Below are 23290 nucleotides of genomic sequence, written 5' to 3' on the forward strand. Positions count from 1 at the left end.
CTAAACTAATTTGAAATAAATAGCGAGAGGGATGATAGCGAAACCAACCGGAATCAGCACCCCGAATAACCAAACACCCACGAAGTTGATCAGGCCATTGTACTTTACGTGATTCAGACCGAACGTCTGGAAAGCACTCTTGAAACCGTGGATCAGGTGGAAAGACAGACCGATCATACCGATCACGTATATCGCAACTACCAGCGGCTCTTTAAAGGCAACACGGGTGGCGTCATACAGGTCTCTTACCGGATGGAGCATGCCTTCATAGGTTTTCTCATTCATTTCACCGTAGTGCATCATCCACCAGAAATCTTTCAGGTGAATACACAGGAACACGAACAGGATACTACCCATGATCGCCATCTGACGGCTGAACCAGGAAGATGTCTGGTTACCCGGATTAACAGCATACTTCACAGGACGTGCTGCTCTGTTACGGAATGTGAGTTGAAAAGCAAGAATAGCGTGGATAAGAATAACGATCTTCAATCCCCAGGCGATAAACTGGATCAGGCCGTTGTGACTCATGAATGCGGCATAAGTGTTAAAAGCCTCGCCCTCATCGGCTTTGAGTAACGCAAGATTACCAGCCAGGTGCACAATTACAAAACTACACAGGAACAGGCCGGTAGCACCCACTAATAATTTTTTACCGATAGAGGTATTAAAAAACTGTGACCACTTCATAAGTTAAATTCTAAGCTTCCTTAAAGATGATATGATAATAATTCGAATATATCGCGCAAATTTAGCGCAGGAAAAATTAAAACCAAATGATATTTCTCAGTTTTTGGTTTCCAATGAGGAGCAGCCTGTGGCTATGACAACACTGTTCAGGCTGCGACTGACAATCTTTACGCTGCTTACCTCCCGGTTAGCAGCAGCCAGGTTTCTCATACATGGAAATTAAACAAAGATGACTGCCCTTTGTTCGGGGATACTATTCAAGACGACGCATCATAACATTATCAACGAGGGAGTACAGATGCTGTGGCTGATAGGTACGCCACTTCTCGATCTCCAGCAAGTGAACATAGTTGTCCAGGTGTGCGTGCAGGAACTCCTGTTTTGTCTGCTCAGGCATATTGATAGATACGATCCATCCTCCTTCATCCCGGATATCATCCCACCATTCTTCATAATAGCAGTCATCCGATGAATGGAAGTTCATCACATTCTCTGTGATCAATATGAATTTGCTGATCCTGGCTGCGATCATAACGTCAATTACATCACGTTTGAGGGTCATGATGTCATTCTCGATCGCATCATTCCATTCTCCCAGCAGCTCAATAATGGCATAGCTATACTGGTAATCCACAAATAACACCTTGATATACAGTGTACGGGAACCAAACTCGTCCCACTGCGGATGTACATAATAATTATATACGGTATTACTATAAGTAAACTCACTGTATTCCCTGCCATAAAAGGGAGATAATTCATCCTCTTCTGCTGTATACAGGTGCCGCCAGTTATAAAAAGGTTCTATATCATGCATGTCTCACTAACGCTGAAATATTCGTTTCTACAAATTTCGGCCTAAAATTCAAAAAATAGAAACGCTGCATTTCTGGAAAATTTCGTAACTATACATAGTTCTCAATCGCCTTGCGGACGCTGCCTGCCTTCAGTAACAGCGCTTTTGCCTGCTCATAGTCCGTCAGGGACAGCTTTTCCATCAGCATCTTCACACCTCTGTCTACCAGCTTGTCATTGCTCAGCTGCATATTTACCATCTTATTATCTTCCACCCTTCCCAACTGGATCATCACAGCCGTCGAGATCATGTTCAGTACCAGCTTCTGCGCCGTACCACTTTTCATACGGGTACTACCGGTAATGAACTCTGGTCCTACCACGACTTCCACCGGGAAATCAGCGGCGGCGGACACAGGGGCTTCGGGGTTACAACAGATACTGCCGGTAATGATACCATGCTCCCGGCACTTGTTGAGGGCGCCGATCACATAGGGAGTTGTACCGCTGGCAGCGATGCCCACTACCACGTCCTTATCAGATATATTATGTGCCTGCAGGTCTTTCCAGCCCTGCTCACGATCGTCTTCTGCAAACTCTACTGCCTTGCGGATCGCCGTGTCCCCCCCTGCTATCAGTCCGACTACCAGTCCATGTGGCACACCGAAGGTGGGCGGACACTCGGAAGCATCCACAATGCCTAAACGTCCGCTGGTACCTGCACCCAGGTAAAACAGCCGGCCACCGGCCAGCATCTTATCAGCAATGGCTGTTACCAGCTTTTCTATATGTGGTTGCGCCTTGGCCACTGCCTGTGGCACAGTATTATCTTCCTGATTGATGCTGCTGAGGATCTCCTGCACACTCATTTTCTCCAGGTGACGGTAGCTCGACGTCTGCTCTGTTACTCTCTGAAAAGACATTTTTTGCGTATTTGATTATTGATGATATGCGATCAGGCCATCCATGGGACTGCGCAATATCCGGCCCATCTGCAGTTCATACAGTTCACACAGTTCCTTCAGGATGTCCTGGAAATACCAGGCGATGCTTCCCGTGAAGTGCAGCGGGTGCGTCCAGCTTTCGCTGTACTTATAAATATGGTTAAAGAAAAATTCATTCAGACTGTCTTCCAGGATATTCTCAATAAGGTAATGCCCCCTGTTCTCTCCCAGGAACTTCGCAAAACCTGCCAGGTAACGGTTAGGCAGCGGCTTGCGGTATACATTTTCCAGTATTTCCTCGTGGTTGGTATTGTACTGGGCATCAAAGCGGGCCTTCAGTTCCTCATCAAACGAATTGTACAGGTACAGCTGCAGTAGTTTTCTGCCCAGGAAAGCGCCACTCCCCTCATCCCCCAGTACATAACCCAGCCCCGGATTGTTCTTCTTTACCGCCGTCCCGTCAAAAAAACAGGAATTGGACCCCGTGCCCAGGATGCTGGCGATGCCCGGCTCTTTACCGCACAGCGCTCTTGCAGCCCCCATCAGGTCATGGTTCACGTCCGCATCTGCCACCGGCCATACTGACTTCAGGGCCGTTTCGACGATTTCCACGCTTTTTCGCTGGAGGCAGCCTGTCCCGTAATAATGGACCTCACCTATCTGTACATCAGGAGGCAATTGTGGCAGTAACTCTTTCTGGATCAGCTCCTGTATCTGTGTTGCATTCAGGAAATATGGACTAATACCGGTAGTTGTATAGCGCCTTGTCTCTTGGGTCCCCAGCAGGCTCCATTCCGCCTTGGTAGACCCACTATCTGCAATAAGCTGTACTTTCATGACACATCCGTTGAAGGTTGAGCTTTAATATACTATTTTTGCCACAAGTTAAATAAATAGCGACAAGATACAAGTTTACCTTGGGGCTGTTTTCAATACATGATTATGTCGAACAGGAAACTGAATGTTTTTTTACCTCTCTTATTTGCGATAACACTGGCTTTGGGAATGTATCTGGGGCATAAAATGCCGGGAGCCAACACGGGAGCGCAAACGTTACTATTCACCAGACCTAGCAGGGCGCCATTACAGGAGGTCATGGACCTGTTGAAAATTAAGTACGTAGATACCTTACAGGTAGCCCAACTGCAGGAAGAAGCTATAGAAGGACTGCTCAGTCACCTCGACCCGCATTCTATCTACATCCCCCCTTCCAATCTGCAGAGTGTCAACGAAGACCTGGAAGGTCATTTCTCCGGTATCGGTGTGGAATTTAATATTATATCTGATACCGTGAATGTTGTATCTGTCGTACCAGGCGGTCCGTCCGAGACAGCCGGCGTACAATCCGGAGACAAGATCATTAAGGTGAACGACTCGCTGGTGGCAGGTAATAATATTACAGGCGAAAAGATCCGTAAGCTGCTGCGTGGTCCAAAAAACTCTAAAGTGATCGTCAGCATGTTACGTCAGCAGAAAGTAACGCCCATACAGATCGTACGTGGTGACATCCCACTGTACAGTGTTGACGCTTCCTATATGGTCACTCCGGAAATCGGATACGTGAAGATCAGCAAGTTCGCAGGCACCACCTACCAGGAGTTTATGGATGCCGTTCGCAAACTGAGTAAATCAGGGATGAGTAAACTGGTGATCGACCTGCGTCAGAACCCCGGTGGTTACCTCGATGCGGCTACCCGTATCGCCGATGAACTGCTGGACGACAATAAACTGATCGTTTATACAAAAGGAAAGGGTTATCCACGTGCGGACTACCGCTGTGAAAAACCAGGGCTGTTTGAAAAGGGCGGCCTCACCATCCTGACAGACGAAGGTTCTGCCAGTGCGAGTGAGATACTGGCTGGCGCTGTACAGGAATGGGACCGTGGTACCCTGATCGGTCGCCGTACATTCGGTAAAGGCCTGGTACAGGAACAATTTGACCTCAGCAACGGCGGAGCATTACGCCTGACAGTAGCCCGCTACTATCTGAATTCAGGCAGAAGCATTCAGAAATCATATGCAGACGGCCGTCAGGCTTACGACGATGATATCATGAACCGCTTTAACCATGGTGAATTTGTCAACCAGGACAGCATTCACCAGCTGGACACCCTGAAGTACAAGACAGCTGCCGGTCGTGTGGTATATGGTGGCGGAGGTATCACACCGGATATCTTCATGCCGTTTGACACCAGCCGTTTTACGAATGTATTGACAGCTATGTACTCACGCAGTACTTTCAGCAACTTCACTTATCAATACTATAACAGTCATAAGAACGAGTTCGATCAGTATAAAAACGCCACCCTCTTCACCAATCAATACACGGTATCCAATGAGGTGTATAATGCCTTCAAGGCATTTGCTGTCAAGGATAGTATCCCTGGAGTAGCGTCGATCAATGCGCACGATGAAAAAGAGATCAAAACCCGTCTGAAAGCCCTGCTGGCCAGACAGAAATGGGGATATCCGGGTTTTTATGAAGCACTGAATAAGGATGATGAGATGATGAAGAAAGCGGTGGAAGTGCTGAATAAAGACTAGACAAATGAAGAATCAGGAATGGGAAATCAGGAATTTATACTGCAATTGCTTCCCTGCTAATGTAAGGGAGTCATAATAAAAAGGAAATGGCGCTTCACAATTGAAGCGCCATTTCCTTTTATATAAGTTATTAGATCATAAAGGACATCTGCCATTCTCTCCGCTGCATTTCAATTCCTAACGCCTAATTCCCTGATTCCTGATTAAAAAAAAAGCCGTCTCGTTTATACGAGACGGCCAGAATTACTTCTACAAAACAGGATTAGTGTTTTGCTTCTGCAGCTGGAGCAGCAGTAGCAGTTGTATCTGCAGCTGGAGTAGCGGTAGTATCTACAGTAGCTGTAGTATCTACTGGAGCAACAGTAGCAGTTGTATCAACAGCTGGAGTTGCAGTAGAATCAGCAGAAGTAGTAGATGCACCACTGTTACAAGCTACGAAGAACATGCCAGCAGCAGCTGCGAAGAAGAATAATTTTTTCATGCTTAGTTTGTTTTAAAAGATGCGCAAAGGTATAGTTATTTTTAGTTATGGAACAATAGCCTTACTAAAAATTTACCTTTATTTCTTTCTAAAGAATAATTTTAATGGAACGCCTTCAAAATCAAAATTGCTACGAAGCTGATTTTCAAGGTAGTTACGATACGGCGTTTTTACATCATCCGGCAGGTTACAGAAGAACGCAAAAGCCGGTGTATAGGTCGGCAGCTGTGTTACATACTTGATCCTGATAGGGATACCTCTCACAACTGGCGGATGGAAAGACTCGATCGCCTTCAGCATCACCTCATTCAGTTTGGAAGTCTGCACTTTACGCTTACGGTTATCGTATACACGCAGTGCTTCTTCAATAGCTTTGAAGATACGCTGTTTCTCTACTACAGAGGTAAAGATCACCGGTACGTTGTTGAATGGCGCCAGACGGCTTTTCAGGTCTTTTTCGTAGTCCCTGGCCGAGTTAGTGCTTTTATCTTCGATCAGGTCCCATTTGTTGACCAGTACCACCAGGCCTTTACCTTTACGGCCGGCCAGGCTGAAAATACTGAGATCCTGTGCAGTGATACCTTTTGTGGCATCCAGCAGCAGCAAACATACATCTGCCTCGTCCATCGCTTTGATGGCGCGGATCACAGAATAGAATTCCAGATCTTCCTGAACTTTATTCTTACGGCGTAAGCCCGCAGTATCGATCAGTACGAAGTCTTTCTGGAACATTTTGTAGTGCGTATGGATGGTATCGCGGGTAGTACCCGGAATATCAGATACAATGTTCCTTTCTTCACCGATCAGGGCGTTCAGCAGGGAGGATTTACCTACGTTCGGCTGACCGATGATCGCGATCTTAGGCAGTTCTGCTGCCTGTTCATTCAGTTCCTTTGTTTCATCGTCTTCCGGGATCTTACTGGTAATTTCGTCCAGCAGTTCGCCGGTACCACTACCACTAATGGAAGAGATAAAAAACAGGTTGTCGAAGCCGAGGCTATAGAATTCCGTTGCTTCCAGCTGACGGCTACTGTTATCTACCTTGTTGATCACGACGATCACTGGTTTGGAAGAGCGACGCAGCAGATTTGCCATTTCGGAATCCAGATCAGTAATACCTGTAGCTACATCACACATGAACAGCAGGAGGTTTGCTTCCTCCATTGCTATTTTTACCTGTTTGCGTATCTCACGCTCAAAAACATCTTCACTTCTGGATACAAAACCACCCGTATCAATCACGTTGAACGATTTCCCGTTCCAGTCGGCCACACCGTATTGTCTGTCACGCGTAACGCCGCTCACGTCATCCACAATGGCTTTACGCTGTTCCAGCAAACGGTTGAAGAGGGTTGATTTCCCTACATTTGGACGACCGACGATTGCTACTGTAAATCCTGCCATAAATTAATAAAATTAATACCCGTATTCCTTTAAATAATTATCATTGTCCCGCCACTTACCGCGTACCTTCACAAATAGTTCAAGAAACACTTTCTGACCAATAAACTTCTCGATATCCTGGCGGGCCAGTGTACCGATCTTTTTAATGGAAGCTCCTTTGTCGCCCAGAATAATCGCTTTCTGCGTTTCACGCGTTACGATAATCTCAGCTGAGATCTTTGTCAGCGTGTTCTTTTCCTGGAACTGAGATACAGCCACTGCTGTATGATAAGGGATCTCCTCATCAAAGAGGTGGAATATTTTTTCCCGGATGATCTCGCCTACGAAGAAGCGTGTAGACTTATCGGTTAAAGTATCTTCCGGATAGAAGGGTTCGCTCTCTGGCAGCATGGATACGACAGTGGCCAGCAAAGCCGGAATGCCTTTTCCCTGCATGGCTGATATTACAACCACCTTTTCCGCTTTCCCCCACTCCTCACATTTCTGTACGATCACGTCCAGCTCTTCTTTTAACAGCAGGTCTGATTTGTTGATCACCAGTACACTGCGTGCTTTCAGCCTTAGTGATGCGAACAGGGAGAGGTTTTCTTCGAGATTATCTTTTGCGTCCATGATCAGCATGGCCACATCAGCATCTTCCAGTGCGGACTTAACAGCGCCCATCATCTTTTCGTGCAGGCGGTAACGGGGATCAATAATACCGGGGGTATCAGAGAATACGATCTGGTATTCCGGTGTTGTGACCACGCCCGTGATGCGGTGCCTGGTTGTCTGTACCTTCGGCGATACAATGGCCAGTTTTTCGCCCACAAGAGCATTCATCAGGGTACTTTTCCCTGCATTGGCTTTTCCGAAGATATTTACAAACCCAGCTTTATGCATGCACTACTAATTTCTTGAACTTCCTGAAATAAAAAAAGCCGAATCAACTTCGGCTTTTTTTTGCTAGTAGCGAGGAGAGGATTCGAACCCCTGACCTTCGGGTTATGAGCCCGACGAGCTACCTCTGCTCTACCTCGCAATGAGGTTGCAAAGATAGGATTAAATTCATTCCTGCCAAATCTATTTTCAAAAAAAAGAGCATATTCAGTTAAAAAGGGTAGAAAACGTATTTCGAATATCCAACCAGATCCTTTACTACAAAGGCTTTCATAGCTTAAGGAAGAATATTTTAAAATATTGCTGCTGCAAGCAGCTATCAGCTGGTTATGGTGGAAAACGTCCGGTCAAGCCCGCTAAGGTCGTTTTTCGACCTGCTGCTGATGCGTTTGCCAGTGATATTTACCCAGGATTGCTGGTATGCAGGAAGCCTGGAGGTATACTTGAGGTTCGTTTCAGTATCTATCAGGTAAGCTTTCTCCTCCGTTTCTCCTCCGTTTTAAAACGGAGGAGAAACGGAGGAGAAAGCTTACCTGATGAATACTAAAACAAAGGTAAACTGAACGTCTTTTGAACACACGCCTGATCACCCTCATAATGCAAGACTGATACAATTTTGACACCTGCCCGCCGCTTCGCCGTCGCTAGTTCGTCGCTAGCAGGTCGCTTGTCCGTCCCTTCTTATAGTAACTATTATCCATAGAAAAAACATAAAACACTGCTAATCAAACGCCTATTTCTATTAGTTGATAATATAATTATAATTTACAATATTAAAATAACATCAGTTTCTATGATTCATGCTGCTGCTAAACAATTCCCCCCACCCAGACAGACTACTATAGCATACAATTTTTTATCCGGCTTATGACGGGAAAACATCCCTTCGTGACGCGATATCGACAGTTGGTGTACGTTGTTCCGAATCGCGTTAGTATCCTTGCTAATATTATGTCGTTGATCACAGTTAAAGGCCACCCCCATAGCAGCATGCGCCGGTTCCCGCTATACCCGACAGCCGTGATCGCAACACATTTTATTTGTTAATCGTAAAATATTCAATAATGATTTTTGCGAAGAAAGATCGCATAATAACAGGTATCCGCCCTGGTCATCAACCAGACAAAAAGAGGCTGTACCAGCCGATACAACCTCTCTCTGTATGATGAGTTACCTCGTTTCTAAAACGGCAGGTCGTCCGCAGGATCCTCATTCTCCATCACCATCTCTTCTACCTCCTGCTCCCGTTTGCCATCGCCACGGCGGCTGGCCAGCAGCTGCAGGCTACTCACCCGCAACCGCATGATAGAAATGTTGTCTCCCTGCGCATTCACATATGTATCTGCCGAAGGCGTTCCTTCCACATATACCTGGGTACCTGTTGTAAGAAAACGTCCCAGCTTTTCCTTGTTCCAGCAGGAACAATCGACCCAGGTAGTCCTTTCCTGTAAGACGCCTTCCTTCGTACGGTAACGCTCTGTATGCGCCATGCGAAAACCAAGAACAGTATTGCCGTTCACATTCCGCTGTACGGCATCATGTCCCAGATGCCCGATTAATTGTAGTTTAATCATGACTGATCGAATTTTCGGTTAACAATAAAAAGTGTTCAGGGAGTTGAGCAATCAGAGAGAGAATATGTATGCTGATAACCGGAAATTATAATATTTCTGTCATTGTGAAAAATATTTTCACTTTTTAACAGCGACCACTATAACTTTGTCCCTGGAAACAGGAGTGCGCAATCCGGCGCTTTAAACAAAAAACTCCCGGTTTCACCTCGGGGTGCCTTACTATCAGGCTGAGATCAGACCCGTTGAACCTGACCAGGTAATGCTGTTTAGGAAAGGTAAGCGAACAATCTCTTCCTTACCCATTTGTTAAGTTGAAAGCTACAGATTGTAAGCTATTAAACCGTCATAGTCCATGAGACAATTATTATTCCTTTTGCTGCTCTGCAGCTTAAGTACTGTGCATGCGCAAACTGTGCTGACCGGAGTCGTTACCGACAAATCCAGCGGCAAACCACTCGAAGGCGTTTCTGTAAGTATCCCTGCCATCAATGCCGGTATGCAGACAAACGCCAGTGGACAGTACCGCTTCAACATCCCGTCCAAAGGCCGCTATACCTTACAGGTGAGCTACCTCGGATTCAAACCATTTACTACAGCGATCGATGCAAATGGCAATACTATCCGTAATGATTTTTCGCTCGAAGAAACGGGCCTATTTGTAAAACCTGTAGAGATCACCAGTCTGCGTGCTGGTGAACATGCGCCGTTTGCGCAGTCTACGCTGACCGCGGAAGAGATCAAAAAACAGAATCTCGGTCAGGACCTGCCGCTGTTACTGAATCAGCTGCCTGGTGTGGTGACCAATTCTGATGCCGGTACAGGTATCGGTTATACTGGTATCCGTGTCAGAGGGTCTGACATCACCCGTATTAATGTAACTACCAACGGTATTCCTATTAATGATGCAGAATCACAGGGTACTTTCTTTGTCAACATGCCCGACTTTGCTTCCTCTGTAAGCAGCATACAGCTGCAACGTGGTGTAGGTACTTCTACCAACGGCGCCGGCGCTTTTGGTGCTTCCCTGAACCTCAGCACGAATGAATTCAGAGACAAGGCATATGGTGAAGTGAGCACCAGCTTCGGCTCTTTCAATTCCTGGAAACATACGGTGAAAGCGGGTTCCGGGCTGATCAACAATCACTTCACCATCGATGCAAGACTGTCAAAGATCTCTTCTGATGGCTACATGGAACGTGCTGCTTCTGATCTGAAATCATTCTATACTTCTGCTGCCTATATTTCCAAGAATACAGCTATCCGCCTGAACGTCTTCTCCGGTAAGGAAAAAACCTACCAGGCATGGAACGGTGTACCACAGGATTCTATGCCTGTACACCGCAGGTATAATTCCGCCGGACAACGTGCTGATGGTACGTACTACGATAATGAAACTGACAACTATCAGCAGGACCACTATCAGCTATTCCTGAACCAGTCCCTGAACAGCAAACTTGATTTCAACGTTGCCGCACACTATACACGCGGAAGAGGTTATTATGAGCAATACCGTGAACAGGAAGCATTTGCTGATTATGGCCTCCCTGAGCCGGTAGTTAACGGCGCACCTGTTACGCATACGGACCTGGTAAGGCAACGCTGGCTGGATAATCACTTCTTCGGGGGTGTGTTCTCTGTAAACTATAAAGGTGAAAAACTGCACTGGAGCCTGGGTGGCGGCTGGAACCGCTATGAAGGAGATCACTATGGTAATGTGATCTGGGCACAATATGCTATTCCCAAAGACTACAGATATTATACGAACGATGCATTCAAGCGCGATCTGAACTTTTATGGAAAAGGTGAATATAAGATCACATCCGCACTACGTCTGTTCGCTGATCTGCAATACCGCACCGTACAATATAACATTAACGGATTTGATGGCAATCCGTCACTGATACAACATAACTCCTACAATTTCTTCAATCCGAAAGCCGGTATTTCCTACACACTGAATGAGCGCCAGGAAGTATATGCATCGTTTGCAGTGGGTAACAAAGAACCGAACAGAGATGACTTCGAAGCTGGTCTGAAGAACACGCCAAAACATGAAACACTGCATGATGTGGAAGCAGGTTATACCTACCGTACCGGGAATGTTGTCTTACAGGCAAACGCCTATTACATGAACTATAAAAATCAGCTGGTACAGACAGGTCAGCTGAATGATGTAGGTGCCTATACCCGTACCAATATCCCGGACAGCTACCGTACAGGCATCGAGTTACAGGGCAGCACGCGTCTGGGCCGCCTGTTCACACTTTCAGCGAATGCAGCCCTCAGCCGTAATAAGGTGAAAAACTTCAACAACTTCGTTGACAACTACGATACCGGCGTACAGGACACCGTAGTATACAATAGCACGAACATTGCGTTCTCGCCGTCTTTCGTAGGTGGTTATACGTTATCTGCAAGACCGGTGAAAAATCTGGAAGTAAGTCTGATCGGTAAATATGTAAGCAGGCAGTACATGGATAACTCCCAGGTGAAAGAACGCAGCCTGGACGGGTATTATACCAATGACCTGCGTTTGAATTATGTCATCCCGCAGCGGCTGTTTAAAGAGCTGGGTGTGCAGTTCATGCTAAACAATATCTGGAATGCTAAGTACGCTCCTAACGGATGGACCTACGCATACAAAGAAGAAGGGCGTGAAAAATCGTCTAACGCATATTATCCGATGGCTGGCACCAATTTCTTTGCCGGCATCAATATAGCCTTCTAAATTAGCCTTAAAACACAAAGGGCCTGTCAGCAGACAGGCCCTTTGTGTTTATACAAGCTTTTATGATCAGCTCAACAGTTTGTTAACCGCTGTGGCTACTTTCTCAAAAGGAAATCCTTTGATCACTTCTTCCATCATCCGGTCTACTGCTGCATTACCCGGATTACCGATACTACCTTCATGTGTATGGTTAACGGTTTGTGCCGGTGCGAAGTTGCCCTTTTCGATATCGAGTCCGACCTGCTTATAGGCTTCGCGGAAAGGAACACCTTCCAGTACCAGCTGGTTAACTACTTCCACACTGAACAGGTAACGGTATTTCTCATCATCGAGGATGTTTTCCCTGATGCGGATATTTTCCAGCATCAGTCCAGCCATCTTCAGACAGTCTTTCAGTACACCAAATGCAGGGAAAAGATTTTCTTTCAGCAACTGCAGATCACGGTGGTAACCGCTTGGCAGGTTGGTGATCATCATCGCGATCTCATTGGGCAGCGCCTGCAGTTTATTACCATGAGAGCGGATCAGTTCCCATACATCCGGGTTCTTTTTGTGTGGCATAATACTGGAACCCGTCGTCAGTTCATCAGGGAAACTGATAAAGCCGAAGTTCTGGTTCATGAACAGGCAGGCGTCCATAGACATTTTTGCCAGTGTGGAAGCAATACCCGCGAGGGCGAATGATACGATCTTTTCAGTCTTACCACGTCCCATCTGTGCATATACGACGTTATAGTTCAGGTCATCAAAACCAAGCAGCTGTGTGGTCATGGTACGGTTCAGCGGGAAAGAAGAACCATAGCCGGCCGCGGAGCCCAGCGGGTTTTTATTTACGACCTTGTAGGCACCCTGTAAAACAGTCAGGTCATCGACCAGACTCTCCGCATAAGCGCCGAACCATAATCCAAAGGAAGATGGCATTGCGATCTGCAGGTGTGTATAACCGGGGATCAGGTGATCTTTATACTGGATACTTTTCTGCTGCAGCAGGTCGAATAAGGTTTTCACCTCGCTTACCAGCACTTCCAGTTCATGACGCAGGAACAGTTTAAGATCAACTAAAACCTGGTCATTACGGGAACGTCCGCTGTGAATCTTCTTACCAACTTCTCCGAGTCTGCGGGTCAGCAGTAATTCCACCTGTGAGTGAATGTCTTCCACACCCTCTTCCAGTATGAAGTTACCTTCCTGTATCTCTTTGTAGATCTGTTTTAATTCCTTCTGCAGCACAGTCAGCTCTTCTGCTGTCAGCAAGCCAATGCTTTCCAGCATAGTGGTGTGTGCAAGTGAGCCCAGCACGTCAAATGGCGCGAGATAAGCGTCCATTTCACGGTCTTTTCCCACTGTGAATTTGTCCACTTCTGCCAGTGCAGTTTTATCTTTTTGCCATATTTTCATATTCTACAGGATTTCTTCGAGTAAAGTAATATAACTGTCTATACCCTGACGAATTTCGTCGAGGTAAATGTATTCGTCTGCCGTATGCGAACGGGCGGAATCACCGGGTCCCATCTTGATGGAAGTTCCTGGTATCAGTGCCTGATCGGAAGTGGTCGGCGAGCCATAAGTTGTTTTGCCATGACGCAGGCCAGCCTGTACAAACGGATGATCTGCCGGGATACCGGAAGGACGCATACGCATTGAACGTGGCGTTACCTCGCATTGTACATTGGCACGGATGATCTCGAGCACTTCTTCCAGCGTATATTGTTCGGTCACACGTACATCGACCACAAAGGTACAATCAGCCGGTACAACGTTATGTGCTTTATTGGAAGTATTGATCACTGTCACACTCATTTTAACGGGTCCCAGCGTATCAGATACTTTCGGAAAACGGTAGGTACGGAACCATTCCAGGTCAGGCATTGCTTTATAGAAAGCGTTTTCCCCTTCATCACGGGCGGCGTGTCCTGCCTTACCGTGCACGGTACAATCCAGTACCATCAGCCCTTTTTCGGCAGTAGCCAGTTGCGTTTGTGTCGGCTCTCCCACAATAGCGAATTCAATAGCCGGCAATTCTCCAAGAATGCTTTCAACACCATTCCGGCCACTGATCTCTTCTTCTGCTGTTGCTGTGAGGATGATGTTATAAGCCATATCGTTACGCTCATAGAAATGCAGGAAGGTAGCAATAAGACTTACCAGGCATCCGCCGGCGTCATTGCTGCCAAGGCCGTACAATTTACCATCAACAACATCAGGGGAAAAGGGGTCGCGTGTGTATTGCGGGTTAGGCTTTACAGTATCGTGATGAGAATTAAAAACAATTACGGGCTTTGCAGGATCATAGTGTTTATTCTTTGCCCATATGTTATTCAGGTGCTGCTGGAAAGGAATATTCCTTTCTTTCAAAAATTCACCGATCAGTTGAGCTGTCCCCTGTTCTTCCCTGCTAATAGAAGGAATGGAGATCAGCCCTTTCAATAATGTTACTGCATCATCATACAGTCGTTGGTTCCACATAGGTTTAGCGTATTAAGGTACCCGCTACTGTGTCTGTGGTGTTGCTCTGTACGTCATCAGCGTGACCTATCAGCACTTCTGCCACACCACTTTCAATAGCTGCGAAAGCATTTTCCAGTTTAGGCAGGATTCCGTCTGTCAGTACGTTATCAGCTTTTAATTCTTCGTAGATCTGACGGTCTATCAGATTGATGACTGCATTATCATCATTTGCATCATGCAATACACCTTTCTTTTCGAAACAATAGATCAGTCTTACACTGTAGTGTTGAGACAAAGCGATGGCGAGAGAAGAAGCGATAGTATCTGCATTGGTATTCAGGATCTGTCCCTTACCGTCGTGTGTAAGCGGCGCGAATACCGGCGTCATACCAGCTTCCAGCAATGCTTGCAGCGGTGCAGCCTGTACGCTGTCAGTGGTCACATCTCCTACAAATCCGAAGTCTATTTCTTTCACAGGGCGTTTCACTGCAGGAATAATATTGGCATCTGCACCGGTGAGACCGATCGCGTTACATCCATTCGCCTGCAGCTTAGCAACCAGCTGTTTGTTCACTAATCCTCCGTACACCATTGTCACTACGTCAATCGTAGCAGCATCGGTGATGCGGCGGCCGTTCACATACCTTGATGCTATACCTAACTGATCGCCCATGCGGGTGGCTATTTTGCCACCCCCATGGATGAGTATCTTCTTTCCCTTTATAGCAGCGAACTTTTGCAGGAACGCTTCCAGTAAGGTAGGATTATCGATGACGTTTCCGCCTACTTTTATTACGAACAGATCGATCATACGATATTACCTTTTAATATCTCGCTTAATACAGCCTGCGCTGCCCATACGCGGTTGGCCGCTTCCGGGATCACGATAGCATTAGGGCCGTCCAGTACCTCATCTGCAATTACCACGTTCCTTCTTACAGGCAGGCAGTGCATAATTTTAGCAGCATTAGTGCCTTTCAGTTTATCATTGGTTACCATCCAGCTGCTATCCGTGCAGGTGATCTTGCCATAATCTTTATAGGAAGACCAGTTCTTCACGTATACGAAGTCAGCACCTTCCAGTGCTTTATCCTGATCGTATTCGATCTGTGCATTACCGGTGAATTTCGGGTCCAGCTCATATCCTTCGGGATGGGTGATCACAAAGTCAGCTTCACCCCAGCCATTGATCCACTGAGCGAAAGAGTTTGGAACAGCCTGTGGCAGCGGTTTTACGTGCGGCGCCCAGGTCATTACCACTTTCGGTCTGCGGGGCTGCTGCCATTGCTCCTTAATGGTGATCACATCCGTTAAGCTCTGCAAAGGGTGTAGCGTAGCGCTTTCGAGGCTTACAACAGGCACACCTGCATACTTAATGAACTGATTGATATATTTCTCCTTGTAATCAGATTCTTTATCTTTCAGGCCCGGGAATGTACGGATCGCCATGATATCGAAGTACTGCCCCATTACAGCTGCAGCTTCTTTCACGTGTTCCGATGTATTTCCGTTCATGATAGCGCCATCATTCATTTCCAGCTGCCAGCCTTCCTTGTCTATGTTAAATACTACCACTTCCATTCCCAGGTTCTTCGCCGCCACCTGCGTACTCAGACGTGTTCGCAGACTGGGGTTCAGGAATATCATACCCAGTGTTTTGTTCTCACCTAAAGTTCTGTCTTTGAAAGGCTGTTTTTTGTAGTCCAGTGCGATATCCACTAAACGCGGGACACTTGGAACATCATCTACGGAAATAAATTGTTTCATTTTTAGTATGGCTCTGATGATGATTTATTTAGTTTTTCTCTACTTCCTGTTTGAACGCAGTCAGGAACTGATCTGCATGTTCCATGGTCAGTGCCAGGGAAGGCAGCAGTCTGATCACGTTCGGCTTCGCTTCACCGGTAAAGATCCTGTGCTTAAACAACAATTCTTTTCTCACATGGTTCAGCGACTCCGGCAACTCGATACCGATCATCAGGCCTCTGCCTCTTACTTCTTTTACCTGTGGGAATTGTTTCAGCTGTTCGATCAGGTATCCGCCTACTTTAGCTGCATTTGCGATCAGATCATCCTGCTCGATCACTTCCAGCACGGAGAGTGCAGCAGCGCAGGCCAGGTGGTTACCACCGAAGGTTGTGCCCAGCAGACCGTAAGAAGCCTGGATATGCGGCGCGATGATGATAGCACCGATCGGGAAGCCGTTACCCATACCTTTTGCCATTGTGTAGATGTCAGCATTTACACCAGCAAAATCATGAGAGTAGAATTTACCGCTTCTGCCATAACCACACTGTACGCTATCTGCAATAAATACAGCGTTATGTGCATCACACAGACTTCTGATCTTTTGCAGGAAAGATTCACTGGCAACCTGGATACCGCCTACGCCCTGAATACCTTCGATGATAACAGAAGATACTTCATATTGTTTAAATGCGGCTTCCAGTGCGGCTTCATCCTGCCATGGCAGGAATACCACGTTATCAGTTTCATTCACAGGCGCCACGATCTTTGGATTATCGGTCGCAGCTACAGCCAGTGACGTTCTGCCGTGGAACGACTTTTTAAACGCAATGATCTTCTTCTTACCGTTGTGGAAAGAGGCCAGTTTCAGCGCGTTTTCATTTGCTTCAGCACCGGAATTACAAAGGAACAGCTGGTAATCTTCCTTACCGGAGATCTTACCCAGTTTTTCTGCCAGTTGCTGTTGCAATGGTATTTTGATAGAGTTGGAATAGAACCCTACTTTACTTAACTGATCAGTTAATCTCTTTACGTAATGCGGGTGTGTATGACCGATGGAGATAACGGCATGACCGCCATAAAGGTCCAGGTACTGGTTGCCTTTATCGTCCCATACATTGGAACCGGCAGCCCTTTCTATTGTGATGTCATTGATGGGATATACGTCGAATAATTGCATGGTAGCTCAGATTGTTTTCCCGTTTGAAGCGGGAGGATTGTAAAAAAATTGGCACTGGCCGGCATAGTTAAAATACGATAGACTTCAGCCTTAAACCTGCAGTTTCATCAAATCCAAACATAAGGTTCATATTCTGAACCGCCTGACCTGATGCACCTTTCAACAGATTATCCTCAATGGAGTGGATCACCAGTTTGTTACCCACTTTTTCCAGCTGGATCAACACTTTGTTTGTGTTCACCACCTGTTTCAGATCTATCTGTTTATCACTTACGTGCGTGAACGGATGTGCTGCATAATAGGCTTTGTACAGCTGCTGCGCTTCTTCCAGCGACAAGTCGCTCTGCAGATAAGAAGTGACCCAGATACCTCTGGGGAAGTCACCGCGAACCGGTACGAAGTTAACGTCTCCGGTAAAGGAAGGCTGCAACAGCTGCAGGCTTCGTCGTATTTCTTTCAGGTGCTGATGAGACAGTACTTTATACGTAGAGATGTTATTGGCTCTCCAGGTAAAATGGGAAGTAGCCTGGAGGCTCTGTCCTGCACCGGTAGAACCGGTGATACCTGTTGTATGTACTTCAGTCAGCAACCCGGCTTTAGCCAGTGGCAACAATCCTAACTGGATACCTGTTGCAAAACAGCCCGGGTTGGCAATATTATTTGCTGTAATGATCTGTTCGCGTTGCATTTCCGGAAGACCGTATACAAACTCGCGGTCTTTCACTGTTTCACCTAACCTGAAGTCCTGGCTCAGGTCGATGATCTTCACAGCAGGAGCGATATCTGTTACTTCCAGAAATTTCTTTGCTTCTCCATGACCCAGGCAGAGGAACAGCACATCAATGTCGCTGCTCACCTCTCCGGTGAAGGTCATTTCAGTTTCCCCCAGCAGGTCGGAATGCACTGCGTACAGGGGATTACCGGCGTTACTCCGGCTATTGACATAAGTAATTTCTACGTTGGGATGATTCAATAAAAGACGGATCATTTCTCCACCGCCATAACCAGCGCCACCAATAATACCAGCTTTTATTTTCTTGTCATTTGCCATTTTCATCTGTTTTACGCCGCCGGCTATTTGCCCTTGACACTTTCTGCAATCTGATGCCAGATCATCGTCTGGTTACCAAATATTTTGCTGAAGCCTCTTACATCTTCACCACTCCAGCCACTGTTCATTTCGCCGTACTTACCGAATTTGCTGCTCATCAGATCAAATTCAGATTTGATACCAGTTACCTGGAAACGGTAAGGCTGTAAAGTAAGATATACTTCGCCTGTGACGTGTTCCTGGCTGTGTTGCAGGAATGCTTCGATGTCGCGCATTACCGGGTCCATTACCTGACCTTCATGCAGCCAGTTACCGTAGAACTGGGATAACTGATCTTTCCAGGTCAGCTGCCATTTGGTGAGTACGTGTTTTTCCAGTGCGTGGTGTGCTTTGATGATAATTACAGGCGCGGCTGCCTCGAACCCAACGCGGCCTTTGATACCGATGATGGTATCGCCTACGTGGATGTCGCGGCCGATAGCGTAAGGACCAGCCAGTTCCTGCAGGTGCTGAATGGCTTCTGACGGATGAGCGAACGTTTTACCGTTCACGCCGGTCAGTTCACCTTTCACAAACTGTAAGGATACTTTTTCAGCCCCCTCTTTGGTCAGTTGTGTAGGCCATGCTTCTTCAGGCAGGAAGCCATCGGAGGTCAGTGTTTCTTTACCGCCTACAGATGTACCCCAGATACCTTTATTGATAGAATAAGCAGCTTTCTCGAAGTTCATTTCCACGCCCTTACCTTTCAGATAAGAGATCTCCTCTTCACGGCTGAGTTTCAGATCACGGATCGGAGTGATGATCTCAACACCCGGGATCATGATGTGAAAGATCATGTCGAAACGTACCTGGTCATTACCAGCACCGGTGCTACCATGCGCAACAGCGTCAGCGCCCAGTTCCTTTACGTGTTGTGCAATAGCCAGTGCCTGTGTAACACGCTCTGCACTTACACTCAGTGGGTAGGTGTTGTTCTTGAGCACATTACCAAATACCAGGTATTTGATCGCACTATCATAATAAGAGCGTATTGCATCTACCGTTTTGTGGCTCTTTACTCCCAGACTATATGCACGTCGTTCAATTTCCTGCAGTTCTTCCGCAGAAAAACCACCGGTATTAACGATTACTGAATGCACTTCATACCCTTTGTCATCTGTCAGGTATTTTACGCAATAGGAAGTATCGAGTCCTCCGCTAAATCCAAGTACTACTTTTTTCATTAATGATAAGATTGTGCTCCTCCACCACACTACCGTATGGGTGACGCGTTATAATAAAAAAATGATCTCTTAAAATATATTGAACAAAAAGAAACGCTTTCTGCTGGACGGTGCGCCGCCTCCGCTGATGCCATCCTTACCACTTTTCAGCAATACGAATCTTTTGAAACGGAGCCATCTTTCGAACAGCTTAAAGTTCTCTTTGAATTTTCTGGCTTTCTTCTGGTGTTTGATCTGCCCGTCAGCAGCCACCAGTATTTGCGGATGAGCAGCTGTTGCATCCGTCTGAATGTGCAAGGCAGCTTTTTTCAGTGCTTCCTTTTCCGCCTCTTCTTTTGCTTTTTCCACCGGATCGTAGAGCATGGCAGTACACAGACAGTTCTTACGGTTCTTGCTTGTCAGGACCTCAAAGTTAATACAGCTACGGCAACCTTTCCAGAACTCTTCATCATCTGTAAGTTCAGAATAGGTAACCGGCTCATAACCGAGTTCCGAGTTGATCTTCATTACCGCAAGACCGGTAGTGAGACCAAATATTTTTGCGTCAGGGTATTTCTGTCTGGACAGTTCAAATACACGATGTTTGATCGCTTTTGCCACACCATGTCCTCTGAATGCAGGGTTTACGATAAGTCCTGAGTTGGCCACAAATTTCTCATGTCCCCAGGCTTCGATATAGCAGAAGCCTACCCATTCACCTTTATCTGTTACTGCAATAACAGCCTTACCCTCCTCCATTTTCAGCTGAACATATTCGGGAGAACGTTTGGCAATACCTGTTCCACGCGCTTTAGCGGAAGCTTCCATCTCATCTGTGATGGTTTTGCCATAATGCTTATCGTCAGTGGTAGCCACCCTGACAATGATATTCGGATTTTCCAATTTTGTCAATTGAAAACGTAAATCAATAAATTATTATCTGAAATCCATTACTGGATAGGAATACACCTTCTATGACTGTAGTGGTCACGGTGTTGCGATAGCGGGCATTGTATAAGCGGACGCTATCAAATACGAGGTCGTCGGGAAAGATATCTAAAGACGTTGAACCCAATAGAGTACTCTCCTTCCATCAGAGAAGGATGATATGCAGAAAGGTTATGGGCCGCAAAGTTTACCAACTTCAGTTCAGCATTAAATTGTTAAAAACAGTCTTTAATTTAAATCAACCGCAAAGTTATAATATTATTTTTTCTTAACGGCCAAAAAATTCAAGACTGAAAGTTAAATTATCAGGTAGGTAGTTGCAAATTATGGGCCAACATAGATTATTTATATTCATATAAAACAGATGTCCCCGCCACATTGGCGGGGACACACTGAGAATCAATAGTTTAATCATTTAGTGATCACTCCCAGCTCTGCCACACTGGCCCAGTGTTCGTTCTCATTGGCAGGGGCGATCGCCACCAACCTGAAGAAACGGCCTTTCACCGGTGTGTTGAATTTAATTGTCTGTATAACAGGATTGTTAGCGATGTTTGCGAAGTTTCCATGTGCGACCGGTTGTCCCCAGTTCTCCCCATCCTGACTGATATAGAACTCATAAGTATATATGGTACCGGAACGTACCGTCTGGTGTCTGGGTGTATAAGTGAACCCTTTCAATACCAGTGTATCCTGCATATCCACCTGAATCTCATGCGGATATTTTGAAGCATCCGGCTGATAGTTGGTCATCCAGAAGGAGTTCGGGTTACCATCGATCGCTCTGTCCGGATCCGCGCCGTCTGCCTGTCCATCAGTATAGATCACTTTCCATTTGGCCGGCGCTACGTCGAAGGCTGCTGTTACTGTGGTGCTGGCTACTTTTCCTTTCTCCAGGAAAGCCTTCGCTTTCACCACTCCGCCTTTCGGCAGGGAAATGAAGCCGGTATATTTCGGAGATTTAAAGGTAGGTTCCTTCCCATCCAGGGTATAGTGCAGCTCAGGATCAGCTGACGCGCAGGTAATGCTTACCTCGCCATTCTTATTACGCTGGATCATCGGCACGGCCAGTAATCCCGGCGCCCTGTAGACCTGCACTTCGCTGATCACCGGACAAGACAGCGCGTCCTGTATATTGATCCGTACCTGTGTAGTGGTCACATCAGGGAATGAGAGGATACGTTTATGTCCGACAGTAGTCGCAGTCGCAATTTCCCTGAACACACCTTTTTCCAGCACTTCCACACTGAAACCCTTCACACGCTGGCCCAGTGCGATGTACTCCTGCAATACCAGACGATTGAAGGTGGTCGCTTTCGGGAAGGTCAGTGTGATGGTACCTTTCAGCACATTATCAGGTGTTGCCCAGTACGTGTCTTTTTTACCGTCAACCAGGAACTTTGCATTTACTTTTGCGTTGTTCTTACGCGTTTCGGTAGCTGTTACTTTCGCCCCCTTTGCCAGGTTCACCCTAAAGCTGGCGTCTACCATCTTCCTGAACTCCATCAGACGAGTAGAATCAGCGCTGTAGATCAGTCCCCTCCTGTCTACCGGTACATTCAGCAGCATATTACCATTACGGCCAACAGAGCCGTAGTAGATATCAAGTAATTGCTGTACGCTCTTCACCTTATCATTGGTAGAAGGACTATAAAACCATCCCGGGCGGATAGACACGTCACATTCTGACGGTATCCATTTCTCACCGTTCATATTACCCTCATTCAGTACAGACTGCGCTGGTGCGCCTTTGCCAGGCGTAAACCCGGTTACATTCAGCGTAGCCCAGTTGGTAGTTCCTGCGATACCGTCTTCATTACCTACCCAGCGGCAACCCGGCCCGACATCACTGAAGATAACCGCGTTCGGCTGGTTTTTATATACCGTATTGTGGAAAAGCGGCCAGTCGTATACCGGCTTTTTACCGTTCGGACCTTCTCCGTTCGCACCATCAAACCACTGTTCGAATACCGGGCCGTAGCTGCTCAGTACTTCATTTAATGTATTGGCGAAAACCTGATTGTATTCGGGCGTACCGTAAGCCGGGTGGTTACGGTCCCATGGAGAAAGGTATACCCCGAACTTCAGACCATATTCCTTACAGGCGGCTGACAGCTCTTTCAACACATCTCCCTTCCCATCTTTCCAGGAGCTTTCCCTTACCGTATGTGTGCTGTATTTACTTGGCCACAGACAGAAACCGTCGTGGTGTTTGGCAGTGATGATGATTGCCTTCATACCGGCCTGCTTCGCAGTACGTGCCCATTGGCGGGCATCCAGCTGAGAAGGATTGAAGACCTTTGGGTCCTCATCACCATGTCCCCATTCATTATCAGTAAATGTATTGGGTCCCAGGTGGATAAACATGTAGTATTCCATATCCTGCCAGTCAAGCTGGGCCTGGGATGGCAGCGCACCATAAGGAGCGATGTCCTGTGCATGAGCAGAGGCAAGGGAGCAGCAAAGTCCTGCCGTTAATAGAAACTTTCTCATCTAAAATGTTTGACCGCTTGCATCAACGGATGGGTTTCCGGACACAATCAGTTATATAAGACCTGTTATTAAATTCTTATGACCTGTTCTCTAATAAGACCTGTTCTCTCACGTTTTCCACAACGTCGAACTAAAATAGTGTTTAAAAAAGCGTATCGCCTACACCATGATAAAATTGATGCA

Annotated in this window: 19 protein-coding genes, 1 tRNA gene and 1 riboswitch; of the genes, 2 read left to right on the forward strand and 18 right to left on the reverse strand. The window is 46.6% G+C overall.

The window, feature by feature from the left end:
• From GWR21_RS12165 to GWR21_RS12180, 4 genes are all read right to left on the reverse strand, one after another.
• Window positions 1–690, reverse strand: a complete 690-nt coding sequence (locus tag GWR21_RS12165; RefSeq protein WP_162332019.1) for a succinate dehydrogenase cytochrome b subunit — start codon at window positions 688–690, stop codon at window positions 1–3.
• A gap of 253 nt (window positions 691–943) precedes the next feature.
• Window positions 944–1507 carry a hypothetical protein gene (locus GWR21_RS12170; RefSeq protein WP_162332020.1) on the reverse strand — a complete coding sequence of 188 codons (564 nt, stop codon included), beginning with the start codon at window positions 1505–1507 and terminating at the stop codon, window positions 944–946.
• A gap of 88 nt (window positions 1508–1595) precedes the next feature.
• Window positions 1596–2408: an N-acetylmuramic acid 6-phosphate etherase gene (gene murQ, locus GWR21_RS12175; protein ID WP_162332021.1), complete on the reverse strand. Its 813-nt coding sequence runs from the start codon at window positions 2406–2408 to the stop codon at window positions 1596–1598.
• Between the two features lie 15 nt (window positions 2409–2423).
• Window positions 2424–3266, reverse strand: a complete 843-nt coding sequence (locus GWR21_RS12180; RefSeq protein WP_162332022.1) for an N-acetylglucosamine kinase — start codon at window positions 3264–3266, stop codon at window positions 2424–2426.
• A gap of 105 nt (window positions 3267–3371) precedes the next feature.
• Here GWR21_RS12180 and GWR21_RS12185 point away from each other — a divergent pair, with 105 nt between their 5' ends.
• A complete protein-coding gene (locus GWR21_RS12185; protein ID WP_238430322.1) occupies window positions 3372–4973 on the forward strand; it encodes a S41 family peptidase in 1602 nt (533 codons plus the stop codon).
• Between the two features lie 262 nt (window positions 4974–5235).
• On the opposite strand, the gene GWR21_RS12190 is transcribed toward GWR21_RS12185, so the two are convergent.
• From GWR21_RS12190 to GWR21_RS12210, 5 genes are all read right to left on the reverse strand, one after another.
• Window positions 5236–5454 carry a hypothetical protein gene (locus tag GWR21_RS12190; RefSeq protein ID WP_162332024.1) on the reverse strand — a complete coding sequence of 73 codons (219 nt, stop codon included), beginning with the start codon at window positions 5452–5454 and terminating at the stop codon, window positions 5236–5238.
• 78 nt (window positions 5455–5532) lie between these two features.
• Window positions 5533–6858 carry a ribosome biogenesis GTPase Der gene (der, locus tag GWR21_RS12195; RefSeq protein ID WP_162332025.1) on the reverse strand — a complete coding sequence of 442 codons (1326 nt, stop codon included), beginning with the start codon at window positions 6856–6858 and terminating at the stop codon, window positions 5533–5535.
• Window positions 6859–6870: 12 nt separating this feature from the next.
• Entirely contained in the window at window positions 6871–7740 is an 870-nt protein-coding gene (era, locus tag GWR21_RS12200; RefSeq protein ID WP_162332026.1) for a GTPase Era, read from the reverse strand.
• Between the two features lie 67 nt (window positions 7741–7807).
• Window positions 7808–7879: transfer RNA gene (locus tag GWR21_RS12205), tRNA-Met, on the reverse strand.
• A gap of 1039 nt (window positions 7880–8918) precedes the next feature.
• Complete coding sequence (locus GWR21_RS12210; RefSeq protein WP_162332027.1) at window positions 8919–9311, reverse strand: single-stranded DNA-binding protein; 393 nt, start codon at window positions 9309–9311, stop codon at window positions 8919–8921.
• A gap of 197 nt (window positions 9312–9508) precedes the next feature.
• A riboswitch (TPP riboswitch) is annotated at window positions 9509–9601 on the forward strand.
• Window positions 9602–9663: 62 nt separating this feature from the next.
• Here GWR21_RS12210 and GWR21_RS12215 point away from each other — a divergent pair.
• On the forward strand, window positions 9664–12039 hold the full coding sequence (locus tag GWR21_RS12215; protein ID WP_162332028.1) for a TonB-dependent receptor: 2376 nt from the start codon (window positions 9664–9666) through the stop codon (window positions 12037–12039).
• A 66-nt stretch (window positions 12040–12105) separates the two neighbouring features.
• On the opposite strand, the gene argH is transcribed toward GWR21_RS12215, so the two are convergent.
• The 9 genes from argH to GWR21_RS12260 form a co-directional block, all read right to left on the reverse strand.
• On the reverse strand, window positions 12106–13437 hold the full coding sequence (gene argH / locus GWR21_RS12220) for an argininosuccinate lyase (protein ID WP_162332029.1): 1332 nt from the start codon (window positions 13435–13437) through the stop codon (window positions 12106–12108).
• 3 nt (window positions 13438–13440) lie between these two features.
• On the reverse strand, window positions 13441–14505 hold the full coding sequence (locus tag GWR21_RS12225; RefSeq protein WP_162332030.1) for a M20 family metallo-hydrolase: 1065 nt from the start codon (window positions 14503–14505) through the stop codon (window positions 13441–13443).
• Window positions 14506–14509: 4 nt separating this feature from the next.
• Window positions 14510–15298 carry an acetylglutamate kinase gene (argB, locus tag GWR21_RS12230; RefSeq protein ID WP_162332031.1) on the reverse strand — a complete coding sequence of 263 codons (789 nt, stop codon included), beginning with the start codon at window positions 15296–15298 and terminating at the stop codon, window positions 14510–14512.
• Entirely contained in the window at window positions 15295–16254 is a 960-nt protein-coding gene (locus GWR21_RS12235) for an N-acetylornithine carbamoyltransferase (RefSeq protein ID WP_162332032.1), read from the reverse strand. The genes argB and GWR21_RS12235 overlap by 4 nt, the downstream gene beginning before the upstream one ends.
• Before the next feature lie 28 nt (window positions 16255–16282).
• Window positions 16283–17413: an aspartate aminotransferase family protein gene (locus GWR21_RS12240; RefSeq protein WP_162332033.1), complete on the reverse strand. Its 1131-nt coding sequence runs from the start codon at window positions 17411–17413 to the stop codon at window positions 16283–16285.
• 67 nt (window positions 17414–17480) lie between these two features.
• Window positions 17481–18464 (reverse strand): N-acetyl-gamma-glutamyl-phosphate reductase, encoded by a 984-nt coding sequence (argC, locus tag GWR21_RS12245; RefSeq protein WP_162332034.1) that lies wholly within the window; start codon window positions 18462–18464, stop codon window positions 17481–17483.
• A gap of 23 nt (window positions 18465–18487) precedes the next feature.
• A complete protein-coding gene (locus GWR21_RS12250; RefSeq protein WP_162332035.1) occupies window positions 18488–19687 on the reverse strand; it encodes an argininosuccinate synthase in 1200 nt (399 codons plus the stop codon).
• Window positions 19688–19756: 69 nt separating this feature from the next.
• On the reverse strand, window positions 19757–20569 hold the full coding sequence (locus tag GWR21_RS12255) for a GNAT family N-acetyltransferase (protein ID WP_238430324.1): 813 nt from the start codon (window positions 20567–20569) through the stop codon (window positions 19757–19759).
• A 456-nt stretch (window positions 20570–21025) separates the two neighbouring features.
• Window positions 21026–23107, reverse strand: coding sequence for an alpha-L-fucosidase (locus GWR21_RS12260; RefSeq protein ID WP_162332036.1), 2082 nt, complete (start codon window positions 23105–23107; stop codon window positions 21026–21028).
• Between the last annotated feature and the right edge of the window lie 183 nt (window positions 23108–23290).

Origin of the sequence: Chitinophaga agri (genome assembly GCF_010093065.1) — a bacterium.
GTDB lineage: Bacteria > Bacteroidota > Bacteroidia > Chitinophagales > Chitinophagaceae > Chitinophaga > Chitinophaga agri.